Consider the following 13645-nt stretch of genomic DNA (forward strand, 5'->3'; position numbering starts at 1 on the left):
GTGATGACCGACCCTGCGGATCTCGCCGCGATGGACCGCGCGCTCGCGCTCGCCGCGGAGGCCGGCGCTGGTGGCGACGTCCCCGTCGGGGCGGTGGTGACGGATGCCGCGGGCACCGTGATCGGCGAAGGCCGGAACCTCCGCGAACTCACGCACGATCCGCTCGCCCACGCCGAGGTCGTCGCGATGCGGGAGGCCGCGGCATCCGTCGGAAGCTGGAATCTCGAGGGATGCACGCTCGTGGTGACCCTCGAGCCGTGCCTGATGTGCGCCGGCGCGCTGCTCCAGGCACGCCTCTCGCGACTCGTCTTCGGCGCGTGGGACGACAAGGCCGGGGCGGCGGGTTCGGTGTACGACGTCGTGCGCGATCGGCGCCTGCCGTACCGCGCCGAGGTGGTCGCGGGAATTCGAGCGGATGCCGCATCCGCACTGCTGCAGGAGTTCTTCGCCTCGCGGCGCTGAGCCTGCCCCGCCCGGTCAGCGAGGCAGCTGGGGGAGCACCTCGGTGCCGAGGTACTCGACGTGGTCGATGTCCTGCAGGTCGAGCAGCTGCAGGTACACCCGGTCGATCCCCAGCTCCGCGTACCGCGTCATCCGCTCGGCGATCTCGTCCGCGTCGCCGACGATGCTGACGCCGTCGCGGACCTCCGCCGCGGTCTTTCCCATACGTGCCGCCCGCCGCCCGATTGCGGCATCGTCCGGTCCCGCGAAGGTCGACATCGCGAGCGAGAGCGACAGGCTCACGGGATCCCGCCCGATGCGCTCGCACGCCGCGTGCACGCGCGCGATCCGCTCCGGGATGTCGTCGAGTGCGGGGAAGCCGAGATTGAACTCGGTCGCGAACCGCGCGGCGAGCTCCGGCGTGCGGCGCGGACCGTTTCCGCCCACGATGACGGGCACGCGTGCCTGGATGGGCTTGGGCAGTGCCGGGGCATCCGTCAGCGAGTAGTGCGCGCCGACGAAGCTGTATGTGTCGCCGACCGGGGTGGACCACAGGCCGGTGATCAGCTCGAGCTGCTCCTCGAGCAGGTCGAACCGCTTCACGGGGAACGGGATGCCGTACGCAAGATGCTCGCGCTCGAACCACCCCGCCCCGAGGCCCAGCTCGACGCGCCCGCCCGACATCGCATCGACCTGCGCCACCTGGATCGCCAGGATCCCCGGCATCCGGAACGTCACCGATGAGACGAGCGTGCCGAGCCGGATGCGCGAGGTCTCGCGGGCGAGCCCGGCGAGGGTCGTCCAGGCGTCGGTGGGGCCGGGGAGGGGATCACCCGCCGAGCCGCGCAGATAGTGGTCCGAGCGGAAGAAGCCGTCGAAGCCGAGGCGCTCAGCCGCTTGGGCGAAGGCGAGCTGGTCGTCGTAGCCGGCGCCGAGCTGCGGCTCGGTGAACAGGCAGTACTGCATCGAGATCGGTCAGTCGCTCGAGCGGACGACGATCTCCTCGGTCAGCGGGGCCGGCCCGCCCGCCCGCAGGATGTCGGGCTCCAGGTAGATCACCCGTGCGATCGGCACGGCTTCGCGCACACGCGCCTCGATCACGTCGATATCGTTCGCGATCTCGCCGAGCAGCCGATCGGAGGCGAAACCGAGCTTGGCCGCCACCAGCAGTTCGTCGGGGCCGAGGTAGAGGGTCTTCATGTGGATGACCTTCTCCACCTGCGGGCCGCCCTCGAGCGCGGCGAGGATGCGGTCGTGGTCGGCCATCGTCGCGCCCTCACCCACGAGCAGGCTCTTGGTCTCGATGCCCAGGACGATCGCCACGAGCACGAGCAGGGAGCCGATCAGGAGCGTGCCGACGGCGTCGTACACCGAGTTGCCGGTGATCGCGGTCAGGGTGACGCCGAGCAGCGCGAAGACGAGACCGATCAGTGCGGCGATGTCCTCGAGCAGCACTACGGGCAGTTCAGGGGCCTTCGCGTGGCGGACGAACGACACCCAGGACTGGTCCTTGCCGCGCACATGGTTGCTCTCGCGGATGGCGGTGCGCAGCGAGAACGACTCGAGCACGATCGAGATCAGCAGCACCGTGACCGGCACCCACACGTTCTCGAGCGGGTGCGGGTGCTGCAGCTTCTCGATGCCGTGGTTGATCGAGAACAGGCCGCCGACGGTGAACAGGATGATCGAGACCAGGAAGGCGTAGACGTAGCGTTCGCGCCCGTAGCCGAAGGGGTGGTCCGCGTCGGCACGGCGCTTGGACAGGCGTCCACCGAGGAGAAGCAGGATCTGGTTGCCAGTGTCGGCGAGCGAGTGGATCGCCTCGGCGAGCATCGATGCCGAGCCCGACACGATCCAGGCGATGAACTTCGCGACCGCGATGCCGAGGTTCGCGAACATAGCCGCGATGATCGCCTTGGTGCCACCCTCTGTACTCATGCGCTGAGTCTACGGTCGCCGTTGATCGCGTCGGCGCGCAGGTGACGCCTGCAGGGTCAGTCCGAAGACCTGATGATGATGGCCTCAGTCGGCGGGGAGGGATCGACAGGATGCCCCACGTAGCCGATCACCTGGAGGAGGGCGCTGCGGAACTCCGCCGGACGCTCCAGGTGCGGGGAGTGACCGACACCCTCCAGGGCGACCTCGGTGACCTCGCCGCCCGCGGTGGCGTATGCCCCGAGCACGTCGCGGGTCTGCGACACCATCTCCTGCGCGGGCGCGATGTCGGCGCCGGGCCATCCGGGGACGATCCCGAGCGCCCCGAGGTGGTTGAAGTCGTAGAACGACGCGTCGGAGACGATGGCGTCGGCCGTGCCGTGGATCCACAGGATCGGCGGCTTCGGGGTGAGGGCGACGATGCCCGCAGTGTTGAAATGCTTCGGGGCCATGGTGTTGAGCACGCCCGTCGTCCCCGCTGCGAATCCTGGCCAGTTCTCGCTGGCCACGGCGTCGCCTGGGTAGTTGCCCACTGCCGTCGAGGTCGACAGCATCGAGGCGACCCAGATGTCTTCGTGGGCGGTCTGATAGCCCTCGGCGACATATCCGGAGCGGAACACGCTGCGCGGCGACGTCGCCACCTCGTCGCTGGTGTCACGGGCGTTCAGACGCTCGACGAAGTCCGGGTTCGCACCCCCGCCGCCGCTTCCGGCGTCGTCGTCGGTGAGTCGTGATCCGTCGCGTCGCGTGCCGCCGAATCCGTACGGGGAGACGGGTGACTGCAGCGTGAGGCTGAGCACCGGGTGGTCGAGGGCGTACTGCATGACCACGCCTGCACCCATCGACCAGCCGACGAGGTGAGCGGACGGGATGCCGAGCGTCTCGAGCGTCGCCGATACGTCGTCGCTGAAGTCCCGGACGCCGCGTGTGGCATCCACGGGCGCGTTCTCGGTGTCTCCGAAGCCGCGCAGATCGATCGCGATCACCCGCAGCTCGCTCGGAAGATCCTGCATGATCTCCTGCCAGAACAGCGAAGAGGACACGTTGCCATGGATCAGCACGACCGTCTTCTCCGGTGCAGTGGCCGGGTCGTCACCGACCCGCTCCAGAATGTTCACCAACAGCCGGGGCGTCTCGATCGCACGTGCCGTGATGCCGTCGAACAGGGTCATGCCGCATCCTTCGCTGTCCCGCGGGAACCCCACTGCGCCCGCTTCTTCGACCATAGTCCGGCGGTCGGCGCGGGTGAATGGCGGATCTCCGGCAAGTGCGGCGCCGGCCCACGGAAAGCCGTTCACGCTCGCTCGCTAGCATGGTCGGCATGCCTGAAACCCTCCCCTCCATCGCGATCCTCGGCGCCGGCTCGATGGGCGGTGCGGTGCTGCGCGGGCTCGTCGCGTCTGGACTCGCCGCCAGCGGCATCACCGCGACCAATCGCTCGGCGGCGAAGGCCGACGAGCTCGCCGAGCTTGCCGGGGTGACCAGCGTCGCCCTCGAACGTCAGTCATCGGGGAATGCGGATGCCGCGGCATCCGCCGACATCATCCTGATCGGCGTGAAGCCGGCGATGGTGCCCGACCTGCTGCGCGAGATCGCGCCGCGTCTGAGCCCCGGGACCATCGTGGTCAGCCTCGCGGCCGGTGTGACGATTGCGACCTTCCAGGAGATCCTGGGCGCGCAGATCGCCGTGCTGCGCTCCATGCCGAACACGCCTGCGCTGGTCGGCAAGGCCGTCACGGGCCTTGCCGCCGGAGACGGCGTGAGCCCTGCCCAGACCACGCTCGTCCGGCGCCTCTTCGAGACGGTGGGTTGCGTGGTCGAGGTCCCGGAGAGCCAGATCGACGCGCTCTCCACGATCTCGGGGTCGGGCCCGGCGTACGTCTTCCTCCTGATCGAGGAGCTCACCGAAGCCGCCGTCGGCAAGGGCTTCACCGAGGAGCAGGCGCGACTCATGGCCGAGCAGACCTTCATCGGCGCGACCGCGCTGCTCGAGGCATCCGGCGACGAGCCTGCCGCGCTGCGTCGCAAGGTGACAAGCCCGAAGGGCACCACCGAGAGGGCGGTCGCGGTGCTCAAGCACGCGCAGCTGGCAGGCCTCTTCGCTGAGGCGACGGATGCCGCGCTCGCCCGCGCGCGGGAGCTCGCTGCCGGCTCCTGACCGCTGCCGCACCAACCTGGGGAGAGGCGGCGTCCCGTGTCGTGATCCGCGCGCAATCGTTCGGGCGTAGAGTGCTCAGCCGTGGCAGGTCGCGTCAGCGCAGAGAGAGCGCGTATCCGGCGCCGGCTCCGTGTGCACCCGGCGCAGAGCATCGTCAGCGGATTCACGGTCGTCCTGCTGCTCGGCACGGGGGCGTTGATGCTTCCCGCCGCGTCCCGCAGCGGCGAAGGCACCAACTTCTATGACGCGCTCTTCACGGCGACCTCTGCCGTGTGCGTCACCGGTCTCACGGTCGTCGACACGGCCACGCACTGGAGCGGACTCGGGCTTGTCGTCATCCTGCTCCTGATCCAGCTCGGCGGCCTCGGGATCATGATCTTCGCGTCGCTGGTCGGTCTCGTGCTCGCCCGCAAGATGAGCGTCCGGTCGCGACTCAACGCCGCGACCGAGGCGAACGTCATCGAGCTGTCCGACATCCGGGGACTCGTCCGCAGGATCGTGCTGATCTCGCTGCTGATCGAGGCCGTGACGTTCTGCTTCCTCTTCGCCCGGTTCCTGGTCGGCTACGGCTACAGCGTCGGCGATGCCGCGTGGCACGCGCTGTTCCACTCGGTGTCGTCGTTCAACAACGCCGGATTCGCGCTGTACAGCGACAACCTCATCGGCTTCGCGGCCGACCCGTTCATCTGCCTGCCGATCAGCGCCGCCGTCATCCTCGGCGGTCTGGGGTTCCCGGTGCTGCTGCAGCTGCGCCGGGAGTTCCGCAACACGCTGCGCTGGACCATGAACACACGCATCGTGCTCGCGGCGACCCCGCTGCTGCTCGTGCTGGGCACGGCTTACATCACGATTCTCGAGTGGTCCAACCCGCGCACGCTCGGCCGCTACGACCCGGCCGCCCGGCTGCTGATCGGGTTCTTCCAGTCGGTCCAGACGCGCACGGCCGGGTTCAACTCCGTCGACATCGGGCTGATGCACGACGAGACGTGGGTGGGGATGGACATCCTGATGTTCATCGGCGGCGGACCTGCCGGCACGGCCGGTGGCATCAAGGTCACGACGTTCGCCGTGCTCTTCTTCATCATGCTGGCCGAGCTGCGCGGCCGCGCGGTGGTCAACGTCTTCGGCAAGCAGCTCTCCCGTGCGGTTCATCGCCAGGCGATCACGGTCGTGCTCATCGCCATCGCCGCGATCATGTCCGGCACGATCGCCCTGATGATCTTCACCGAACTGCCGTTCGACAAGGTGCTCTTCGAGGCGATCTCGGCATTCGGCACGGTGGGTCTCACGACCGGCATAACCTACGACCTGCAGCCCGCAGCCGAAGTGGTGCTCGTGCTGCTGATGTTCCTGGGCCGGCTCGGTCCGCTCACGCTGGGCTCCGCCCTGGCCTTGCGCGACCGCGAGATCCTGTACACCTATCCGAAGGAGAGGCCCGCCATTGGCTAAATTCCCCCTCTTGGGCACGAGTGCCCGTCGCATCGCCGAAGCCGATTCCGTCGCCGTGATCGGCCTCGGCCGGTTCGGAAGCGCGCTGGCGCTCGAACTCATGGACACAGGCACGGAGGTCCTCGGCATCGACACCGACGAGGACCTCGTGCAATCGCACAACGGTCAGCTCACCCAGGTGGTGCGGGCCGATGCCACGAAGGAGGAGGTGCTCCGCCAGCTCGCGGTGCACGAATTCGATCGCGTCGTCGTGGCGATCGGGCACGACATCCAGTCCTCGATCCTGGTGTGCGCGCTCCTTCGCCACATGGAGGTGCCCATCATCTGGGCGAAGTCCATCAGCGAGCAGCACGGTCGCATCCTCGAGCAGCTCGGCGTCCACCACATCGTGAATCCCGAGCAGGACATGGGGCGAAGGGTCGCGCACCTCGTGCGCGGCGCGGCGATGGACTATCTGGAGATCGAGCCGGGGTACTCACTCGCGAAGATCTCCGCGCCGCCCGACTACCAGGGCACAGCTCTGGGCGCGACGAACCTCCGGCAGGCGCACGGCGTCACGGTCACGGCCTTCAAGGGGAAGGGCGATCGCTGGGTCAACGCCGACAATCAGACGGTGCTCTCGCCGGGCGATGCGATCCTCATCGTGGGCCCGACCGATCGTGTCGAGGCCTTCGCGCAGCTGACGTAGCGCGTCAACGGTCGAGCGAGGCGAACCGCTCGATGTCGCTGTTCGTGCCCGAGACGATGATGAGGTCGTGGTTGGTGACGATGGTGTTCGCCTCGGCGTAGCGGAACGGCTTGCCGGGGCTCTTCACTCCCACCACGGTGATGTTGTACTTCGTCCGCACCCCGGACTCGTTGAGCCCGACGCCCCGGATGAACTTGGGCGGGTACATCTTGGCGAGGGCGAAGTCGTCGTCGAAGTTGATGAAGTCCAGCATCCGTCCGCTCACGAGGTGCGCGACGCGCTCGCCGGCCTCGCGCTCGGGGTAGATGACATGGTTCGCGCCGACGCGGGACAAGATCTTGCCGTGCGACTGCGAGACCGCCTTCGCCCAGATCTGCGGGACCTTCAGGTCGACGAGGTTGGCGGTGATGAGGACGGATGCCTCGATGCTCGAGCCGACCGCGACCACCGCGACCTGGAAGTCCTGAGCCCCCACCTGCCGCAGCGCATCGATGTTCTTCGCGTCGGCCTGCACCGTGTGCGTCAGTCGCTCCGACCACTTCTGCACGAGCTCGAGGCTGTCGTCGATCGCGAGCACCTCGCGGTCGAGCCGGTCGAGCTCGCCGGCGCAGGCGGCGCCGAAGCGCCCGAGGCCGATGACGAGGACGGGTGCGTCGCCGCGGATCTGCTCAACCAACGATCGGCCTTTCCACCGGCAGCGAATACAGCTGCGAACGGGATGTCGCGGCCACGGCCGCGGCGAGAGTCACTGTACCAACGCGACCCATGAACATCGTCAGCGCCATGATGTAGATGCCCGGGTCGGGCAGGGTCTCGGTGAGTCCCGTCGACAGGCCGACGGTGGCGAAGCCGGAGATCACGTCGAACAGGACGTCTTCGACGTGTGCGCCGGTGAAGTGGGTGATCGTGATCGTCGACAGCGCGACGATCGTCGCGCCCCACGCCACGACCGACAGGGCGACCCGCTGCACGTCGCTCGGGATGCGCCGGCCGAACGCCTGCACGGACTGGCGTCCTTTCGCCTCCGACCACACCGCGAGGGCGAGCACGGCGAGCGTCGTCACCTTGATGCCGCCCGCGGTCGATGCCGACCCGCCGCCGACGAACATGAGCATCGAGCCGACGATGAGCGACGAGCCATTGAGCTCTCCGATGTCGACGACCGAGAACCCGCCGGAGCGGGTCATCGCCGACAGGAAGAACGATTGGAAGATGGTGTCCCAGCCGTTCATCTCGCCGAAGGTCAACGGATTGTCGTACTCGAGGCTGAGGAAGGCCGCGGCGCCCACGAAGAAGAGCAGCACCGTCGTGATGAGGGTGAGCTTCGCGTGCAGCGACCAGTGCCGCACATGCCACTGGTACCGCCACAGTGTGTAGATGACCGGGAATCCGATGGATCCGAGGAACACACCCGCCATCATCACCGTCAGGAAGAAGTAGTCCGTCGCGAACGGAGTGAGGCCGCCTGCATTGGGTGAGAAGCCGGTGTTGGTGAAGGCCATCGCGGCGTAGTAGGGCGCCTCCCAGAGCGCCGTCAGCGGAGCGACGCCCCCGATCAGCAGCGAGGGATACAGCAGGATCGCCAGTGCGAGCTCGATGAGGATCGTCGAGAAGGCCACGGTGCGCAGCAGCTGCCCGACCTCGCCGAGCCGCACGGTCTGCCCTTCGTTGACCGGCCCACCGTGCGCGCGGGCGGGGTTGGTGTCGCCCGCGGCGATGAGCTTCGCACGCAGCCCGAGGCGCTTGGAGATGACCAGGCCCAGGATCGAAGCGAGCGTGAGGACGCCCATCGCCCCCACGTTGACGCCGATGAAGATGATCGCCTGCCCGAGACCGGACCAGTGCGTGCCCATGTCGACGGTGGAGAGGCCCGTCACGCAGATGGTCGACACCGCGGTGAACAGGGCATCGGCGAACGGCGTCCGCTGTCCGTCGGCCGCGGCGGCCGGCATCGAGAGCAGTGCGGTGAAGAGCGCGACCAGAGTCGCGAAGACCAGGACGGCGAACCGCGCGGGGGAGGCGGTCGTCAGATTGCGGAGGTCATCCCACACTCGCCGGATGCTCCGACGCACGCGCACAGCGGAGAAGGGGCTCACCGGATCCGGCGTCATACGTCGTCCCCTGTCCTGTCGAACTCTTCGTCATGGTACTGCGCAAGGCGCCCGACTAGTCTTGCCCCATGGCGGACATCTTCGACGTGATCGCAGACGGCACGAGGCGCGACATCCTGCAGCTGCTGCTCTCCCGCTCCGTCGACGGGCGGCACGGGACGAGCGTCTCGCACATCGTCCAGGAGCTCGGAGTGAGCCAGCCCACCGTGTCGAAGCACCTCAAAGTGCTGCGGGACGCATCCCTCGTCTCAGTCCGCGAAGAAGGACAGCACCGCTACTACAGCCTGTCGCCGGCTCCGCTTGACGAGGTCGATGACTGGCTCATCCCGTTCCTCATCGATGAAGACGACCTGACGGCCCCGGCCGGGAGCGCGCAGACGCTGACGGACTCCGCGGCGCACGCGGCCGACGTTGTCGGCCGGGCTGCGGCCTCCGCCAAGCACGTCGTCACGAGCGCGCTGAAGAAGCTTCCCGGGCGCTGAGCGCCCGCCTGAGCATCACCCCTGCCACCGCCGGGCGATCACGGCTCGGTGTACTCGCAGGTCCACCCACGGGAGTCCTGCTTCTCCGAGTTCCCGTTCCCGTTCCCGTTGCCGTTCCCGTTGCCGTTCCCGTTCCCGTTCTCGCACTGCAGCGGGCCCCCGTGCGGCCCCCAGCCGGGAACGCCGATGCTCATCCGTGCCCCATGATGCGCGCCGACCCAGAAGCCCACCGCTGCGCCGGTCATGAACGTTCCGGCGAGCAGGAGCAGGCCGCCGATGATCGAGACGAGGATGACCCAGAGGTGGGACGATCCGCTCGAAGCGGGCGGGGCAGGGGCGTACCCCGGCTGCGGGGGCCCGTACGCCGGTCCGTACCCCGGCTGAGGGGGTCCGTACCCCGGCTGCGGGGGGACATCGGCGTTAGGCTGCGGCGCTGCAGGCAGGGTCGGGTCGTCCATGATCACAGTGCACGCCCCGCCGTTATGGATTCGCTGGGAGTCGGTGCACGGCCGAGCCGCGGCATCCGTCTCATCGGTCACAGCAGTCCCACGGGTTTACACGCGTCCCGGCCCGGCTCTAGAGTGGCACCAGCGCACGCGTGCGCCGAAATGGGGGGCGGGGGAACATGGCTGAACTGCCGAACGTCCGTTTCCTGACGGTCGCCGAGGTCGCCGAGCTCATGCGGGTGTCGAAGATGACGGTTTACCGGCTCGTGCACTCCGGGGAACTGCCCGCCGTGCGGTTCGGGCGCAGTTATCGTGTCCCCGAATCCGCGGTCACCGAGGCCCTGCAACGGCCCATCGCCGACGTCGGCTAGACTGTCGCGAGGCATATTTCATTTCTGCCCGATCGCGGGCGCAGTTCGTTCTGCGCCCAGACCACGACATAGTGAGGTTTTCCGTGGGTTCAGTCATCAAGAAGCGCCGCAAGCGCATGGCGAAGAAGAAGCACCGCAAGCTGCTTCGCAAGACTCGCCACCAGCGCCGCAACAAGAAGTAGCAGCGGCTCAGACACCGAGCGCCTGTCCTCTGGACGGGCGCTTCGTGTATCCGCCAGGGAAGGTTCGCCATGAAGTCGATCGACGTCCACCAGCTGCACGCCCGCGAAGGCGTGCCGCTCATCGATGTGCGTGAAGAGGACGAGTTCGCCCGCGGGCACGTTCCCGGAGCGGTCAATCTGCCGATGTCGACCATCGGCTCGCGGCTGGATGAGCTCCCCGAGGGTGCGTTCGACGTGATCTGCCAGGTGGGCGGCCGCTCCGCCCGGGTCGCCGAGGCCCTCGAGGCGCGAGGGTATGACGCGACGAACGTCGACGGCGGCACGAGCGACTGGGTCTCGGCCGGGTACGACGTCGAGCTCTGAGCCGTGCGGCCGGCGCACCGGTGACTTCATAGGATGAGACGGTGACGACCCTCACCCTCATCGGCAAGCCCGACTGCCATCTGTGCGACGTCGCTCGCGACATCGTGGAGCTGGTCGTCGCCGACTATCCCGATGACGCCGTGGAGGTGCAGGAGCAGTCGATCCTCGACGACCCGGCGCTGTACGCCCTCTGGTGGGAGAAGATCCCCGTCGTCCTGATCGACGGCGACTTCCACGCGCACTGGCGCGTCTCCGCCGATCGCCTGCGCGCGGCGCTCGAGGTGGCGTCGAGCTGAGGCCCGCTAACGCCTGGCTACGGGGCGAGGCGCGTGGGGCCGCGGAAGAGGTAGGTGACCTCGCGGATCGACGATTCGCCGAGCAGCAGCATCAGCACCCGGGCGAGGCCCATGCCGAACCCGCCGTGCGGCGGGGCGCCGTACCGGAAGAAGTCGAAGTAGAAGTCGAGGTGCTCGGGGGTGAGACCCTTCTCGGCAGCCTGTTCGATCAGCACGTCGACGCGGTGCTCGCGCTGCGCGCCGGTCGTGATCTCGACGCCCTTGAAGAGGAGGTCGTAGCTCTTGGTGAGCCCGGTCTCCTCGTCGCGCATGTGATAGAACGCGCGGATCTCCGGGTGGTAGTCGGTGATGAACACGAACTGGTGGCCGAAGGTCTCCTCGACATGCGCGGAGATCTGGCGCTCGCCCTCAGGGTCGAGGTCGCCATCGGTGCGCGGGACCTCGTAGCCGCGGGCCTTGACGATCTCGAGCGCCTCAGCGAGCGGGATGCGCGGGAACGGCACCGCCGGCACCTGCACCTCGAGGCCGAACAGCTCCTCGATCTCGGCGCCGTGCTTGTCCTTGACGGCCTGGATGGCGAACGCGAGCAGCTCTTCCTGCATCTCCGCGACATCCTCGTGCGAGTCGATCCAGCTGATCTCGGCGTCGATGCTCGTGAACTCCGTGGCGTGGCGGGAGGTGAACGAGGGGTCGGCGCGGAACGCCGGCGCGATCTCGAAGATCTTGCCGAATCCGGCGACCTGGGCCATCTGCTTGAAGAACTGGGGCGACTGCGCGAGGTAGGCGGTCTGGTCGCCGAAGTACTCGAGCGAGAAGAGCTCGGCATTGGATTCGGATGCTGATGCCATCAGCTTCGGCGAGTGCACCTCGATGTAGTCGCGCTCGATCCAATAGGTGCGCATCGCGTGCTCGAGGGTGGTCTGCACGCGGAAGATGAGGTTGCTGCGGCGGGTCCGCAGGTCGAGGAAGCGCCAGTCCATGCGCTTGTCCTGGCCACTGTCGGCGGCGATCGGCGTCTCGGGGAGTGCCGCACCGGCGATGTCGAGCGACCCGATCTTGATCTCCACGCCGCCGAGCTTGACGCGCTCGTCGTGCTTGAGCTCGCCCTTGACAGTCAGGAACGTGCCGGTCGCGAGGCCCGAGATCAGCTCGGTGAGCGCCAGGGCTGAGGCATCCTGCGGGTCCTCGGTCCCTGAACTTGTCGAAGGGTCCGCGGGGCGGGTCGCGGGGTTCACCAGCTGCACCGCGCCGGTCTCATCGCGAAGGATGACGAACTGCACCTTCTTCTGGTCGCGGACGGTCTCGACCCATCCCGACACGGACACCGGGCCATCGGAAAGACCCTGAAGCTGCTTCACCAGAACGCGTTCACTCACGAGCGACCAGTCTACGTGCGGTGGCTGTCGCTCCCGACTGGCCGCACAGCTGCCCGCGGTCCGGCGCTCGGCATCCCCACAGAACCGGCCGCCGTAGACTTGACGCCGTGCCTGCCGACCGCCTTCATCTCGTGCGCCACGGAGAGGTCCACAACCCGTCTCGCGTGCTCTACGGGCGACTCGAAGGGTTCGGACTCAGCGTGGATGGACGCCGGATGGCGCGCCAGGCGGCCGAGTACGTACGCACGCTCGAGCGGCCGGTCACGACGCTCGTCTGCTCGCCGCTGCAGCGCACGAAGGAGTCGGCCGAGCCGTTCACCGAGCTCTTCGGCCTTCAGCCGCAGATCGACGAGCGCGTCATCGAGCCGACCAACGTCTTCGAGGGGCGCCGCATGAAGCGGGCGCTGCTCAATCCCTTCAGCTGGCGTCACCTGCGCCAGCCGGCCACGCCCAGCTGGGGAGAGCCGTACGCGCAGATCATCGCGCGGATGGATGCCGCGATGCAGGATGCCTGGAACGCCACGGCATCCGGCGACGCGGTGATCGTCTCCCATCAGCTGCCGATCTGGGTGACCCACCTCGCCGTCAGCCGGGTGCCTCCCCGGCACGATCCCCGGCAGCGGCGCTGCGCCCTCTCCAGTGTGACCAGCTTCGAGCGTCGCGGCGATGAGTGGGTCGAGGTCGGCTACGTCGAGCCCGCGGCCACGGCGGACGCTGTCGATGTGGGGGCGGTGTGACCGTTCGTCCCCGCCGTGCCGCGGCATCCGTCCTCGTCGCGGCAGCCCTCGCCGCTGCGCTCGCCGGCTGCTCCAACGACCCGCTGGCAGAGCAGTACCGGGCAGGCGACAACAAGGGCTACATCGCCGCCGATGGCTTCCAGACGGTCGAGATCGCCGCAGCCGATCGCGGCGAGCCGGTCGAGTTCGACGGGACCACCGCCACCGGCGACACCGTCGACAGCTCTGACTTCGCCGGTTCGGTGCTCGTCGTCAACTTCTGGTACGCCGGCTGCGGGCCCTGCCGCGCCGAAGCGGGTGATCTCGAGAAGGCCCAGGCGGCCTTCGAGGGCGACGATGTCGCCTTCCTCGGGATCAACACGAGCGACTCGGCGGCCTCGGCCGTCGCCTTCGCCGACAAGTACGGCGTGACCTATCCGAGCCTGCTCGCGGCGCAGGACGGCGCGATCAAGCTCGCGTTCGCCGAGCGCACCCCCATCAGCGCCACCCCCACGACCCTTGTGCTCGACAAGGAGGGCAGGGTCGCGGCGCGCATCATCGGCCAGCTTCCGGATGCCTCGATCCTGACGGCGCTCGTGCGCGACGCGCTCGCGGAGAAGCAGTGAGCCTC

Annotated in this window: 18 protein-coding genes; 11 read left to right on the forward strand and 7 right to left on the reverse strand. The window is 68.2% G+C overall.

Translation table 11 applies throughout. The features are described 5' to 3' along the window. Positions 1 to 3: 3 nt before the first annotated feature. Positions 4 to 462: a nucleoside deaminase gene (locus ACXJ3V_RS04080; RefSeq protein ID WP_457098985.1), complete on the forward strand. Its 459-nt coding sequence runs from the start codon at positions 4 to 6 to the stop codon at positions 460 to 462. A 15-nt stretch (positions 463 to 477) separates the two neighbouring features. Here the strand turns inward: ACXJ3V_RS04080 and ACXJ3V_RS04085 are convergent, their stop codons facing one another. Genes ACXJ3V_RS04085 through ACXJ3V_RS04095 form a run of 3 tightly spaced genes read right to left on the reverse strand, consistent with a single transcriptional unit; the run spans position 478 to position 3548 of the window. Then, a complete protein-coding gene (locus tag ACXJ3V_RS04085) occupies positions 478 to 1407 on the reverse strand; it encodes an LLM class F420-dependent oxidoreductase (RefSeq protein ID WP_457098986.1) in 930 nt (309 codons plus the stop codon). 9 nt (positions 1408 to 1416) lie between these two features. After that, positions 1417 to 2379: a cation diffusion facilitator family transporter gene (locus tag ACXJ3V_RS04090; protein WP_457098987.1), complete on the reverse strand. Its 963-nt coding sequence runs from the start codon at positions 2377 to 2379 to the stop codon at positions 1417 to 1419. A gap of 56 nt (positions 2380 to 2435) precedes the next feature. Further along, entirely contained in the window at positions 2436 to 3548 is a 1113-nt protein-coding gene (locus tag ACXJ3V_RS04095; RefSeq protein WP_457098988.1) for an alpha/beta fold hydrolase, read from the reverse strand. A gap of 149 nt (positions 3549 to 3697) precedes the next feature. On the opposite strand from ACXJ3V_RS04095, the gene proC reads away from it, so the two are divergent. From proC to ACXJ3V_RS04110, 3 genes are all read left to right on the forward strand, one after another. Next, on the forward strand, positions 3698 to 4534 hold the full coding sequence (gene proC / locus ACXJ3V_RS04100; protein ID WP_457098989.1) for a pyrroline-5-carboxylate reductase: 837 nt from the start codon (positions 3698 to 3700) through the stop codon (positions 4532 to 4534). An 81-nt stretch (positions 4535 to 4615) separates the two neighbouring features. Next, complete coding sequence (locus ACXJ3V_RS04105) at positions 4616 to 5983, forward strand: TrkH family potassium uptake protein (protein ID WP_457098990.1); 1368 nt, start codon at positions 4616 to 4618, stop codon at positions 5981 to 5983. 10 nt (positions 5984 to 5993) lie between these two features. Continuing rightward, a complete protein-coding gene (locus ACXJ3V_RS04110) occupies positions 5994 to 6671 on the forward strand; it encodes a potassium channel family protein (protein WP_457098991.1) in 678 nt (225 codons plus the stop codon). 4 nt (positions 6672 to 6675) lie between these two features. Here the strand turns inward: ACXJ3V_RS04110 and ACXJ3V_RS04115 are convergent, their stop codons facing one another. Both ACXJ3V_RS04115 and ACXJ3V_RS04120 read right to left on the reverse strand, forming a co-directional pair. Then, complete coding sequence (locus ACXJ3V_RS04115) at positions 6676 to 7347, reverse strand: potassium channel family protein (protein ID WP_457098992.1); 672 nt, start codon at positions 7345 to 7347, stop codon at positions 6676 to 6678. Continuing rightward, on the reverse strand, positions 7340 to 8782 hold the full coding sequence (locus tag ACXJ3V_RS04120; RefSeq protein WP_457098993.1) for a TrkH family potassium uptake protein: 1443 nt from the start codon (positions 8780 to 8782) through the stop codon (positions 7340 to 7342). Before ACXJ3V_RS04120 ends, ACXJ3V_RS04115 begins: the two co-directional genes overlap by 8 nt. A gap of 68 nt (positions 8783 to 8850) precedes the next feature. On the opposite strand from ACXJ3V_RS04120, the gene ACXJ3V_RS04125 reads away from it, so the two are divergent. Then, entirely contained in the window at positions 8851 to 9264 is a 414-nt protein-coding gene (locus ACXJ3V_RS04125) for an ArsR/SmtB family transcription factor (protein WP_457098994.1), read from the forward strand. A 38-nt stretch (positions 9265 to 9302) separates the two neighbouring features. On the opposite strand, the gene ACXJ3V_RS04130 is transcribed toward ACXJ3V_RS04125, so the two are convergent. Further along, complete coding sequence (locus ACXJ3V_RS04130) at positions 9303 to 9722, reverse strand: hypothetical protein (RefSeq protein WP_457098995.1); 420 nt, start codon at positions 9720 to 9722, stop codon at positions 9303 to 9305. Between the two features lie 167 nt (positions 9723 to 9889). Here ACXJ3V_RS04130 and ACXJ3V_RS04135 point away from each other — a divergent pair, with 167 nt between their 5' ends. From ACXJ3V_RS04135 to ACXJ3V_RS04150, 4 genes are all read left to right on the forward strand, one after another. Then, a complete protein-coding gene (locus ACXJ3V_RS04135; RefSeq protein ID WP_457098996.1) occupies positions 9890 to 10081 on the forward strand; it encodes a helix-turn-helix domain-containing protein in 192 nt (63 codons plus the stop codon). 83 nt (positions 10082 to 10164) lie between these two features. Next, positions 10165 to 10263, forward strand: coding sequence for a 30S ribosomal protein bS22 (locus ACXJ3V_RS04140; protein ID WP_003792170.1), 99 nt, complete (start codon positions 10165 to 10167; stop codon positions 10261 to 10263). 69 nt (positions 10264 to 10332) lie between these two features. Continuing rightward, the gene (locus ACXJ3V_RS04145) at positions 10333 to 10626 is read left to right on the forward strand and encodes a rhodanese-like domain-containing protein (protein ID WP_457098997.1); all 294 of its coding nucleotides are present in this window, start codon (positions 10333 to 10335) and stop codon (positions 10624 to 10626) included. A gap of 41 nt (positions 10627 to 10667) precedes the next feature. Beyond that, positions 10668 to 10922, forward strand: coding sequence for a glutaredoxin family protein (locus tag ACXJ3V_RS04150; RefSeq protein WP_457098998.1), 255 nt, complete (start codon positions 10668 to 10670; stop codon positions 10920 to 10922). Between the two features lie 17 nt (positions 10923 to 10939). Here ACXJ3V_RS04150 and aspS read toward each other — a convergent pair whose 3' ends face one another. Next, positions 10940 to 12298: an aspartate--tRNA(Asn) ligase gene (aspS, locus tag ACXJ3V_RS04155; protein ID WP_457098999.1), complete on the reverse strand. Its 1359-nt coding sequence runs from the start codon at positions 12296 to 12298 to the stop codon at positions 10940 to 10942. A gap of 107 nt (positions 12299 to 12405) precedes the next feature. Between aspS and ACXJ3V_RS04160 the strand changes: the two genes are divergently transcribed. Both ACXJ3V_RS04160 and ACXJ3V_RS04165 read left to right on the forward strand, forming a co-directional pair. Further along, positions 12406 to 13035 carry a histidine phosphatase family protein gene (locus tag ACXJ3V_RS04160; protein WP_457099000.1) on the forward strand — a complete coding sequence of 210 codons (630 nt, stop codon included), beginning with the start codon at positions 12406 to 12408 and terminating at the stop codon, positions 13033 to 13035. Continuing rightward, positions 13032 to 13640: a TlpA family protein disulfide reductase gene (locus tag ACXJ3V_RS04165; protein ID WP_457099001.1), complete on the forward strand. Its 609-nt coding sequence runs from the start codon at positions 13032 to 13034 to the stop codon at positions 13638 to 13640. Before ACXJ3V_RS04160 ends, ACXJ3V_RS04165 begins: the two co-directional genes overlap by 4 nt. Positions 13641 to 13645 lie beyond the last annotated feature (5 nt).

It is taken from the genome of Microbacterium sp. P5_E9 (assembly GCF_054049175.1).

Excerpts from the sequence above, each read along its gene's own strand:
- ACXJ3V_RS04085 (WP_457098986.1), bottom strand. The coding sequence starts at position 1,407 with ATGCAGTACTGCCTGTTCACCGAGCCGCAGCTCGGCGCCGGCTACGAC.
- ACXJ3V_RS04120 (WP_457098993.1), bottom strand. The coding sequence starts at position 8,782 with ATGACGCCGGATCCGGTGAGCCCCTTCTCCGCTGTGCGCGTGCGTCGG.
- ACXJ3V_RS04095 (WP_457098988.1), bottom strand. The coding sequence starts at position 3,548 with ATGACCCTGTTCGACGGCATCACGGCACGTGCGATCGAGACGCCCCGG.
- ACXJ3V_RS04130 (WP_457098995.1), bottom strand. The coding sequence starts at position 9,722 with ATGGACGACCCGACCCTGCCTGCAGCGCCGCAGCCTAACGCCGATGTC.
- ACXJ3V_RS04090 (WP_457098987.1), bottom strand. The coding sequence starts at position 2,379 with ATGAGTACAGAGGGTGGCACCAAGGCGATCATCGCGGCTATGTTCGCG.
- ACXJ3V_RS04080 (WP_457098985.1), top strand. The coding sequence starts at position 4 with ATGACCGACCCTGCGGATCTCGCCGCGATGGACCGCGCGCTCGCGCTC.
- ACXJ3V_RS04145 (WP_457098997.1), top strand. The coding sequence starts at position 10,333 with ATGAAGTCGATCGACGTCCACCAGCTGCACGCCCGCGAAGGCGTGCCG.
- ACXJ3V_RS04135 (WP_457098996.1), top strand. The coding sequence starts at position 9,890 with ATGGCTGAACTGCCGAACGTCCGTTTCCTGACGGTCGCCGAGGTCGCC.
- proC (WP_457098989.1), top strand. The coding sequence starts at position 3,698 with ATGCCTGAAACCCTCCCCTCCATCGCGATCCTCGGCGCCGGCTCGATG.
- ACXJ3V_RS04125 (WP_457098994.1), top strand. The coding sequence starts at position 8,851 with ATGGCGGACATCTTCGACGTGATCGCAGACGGCACGAGGCGCGACATC.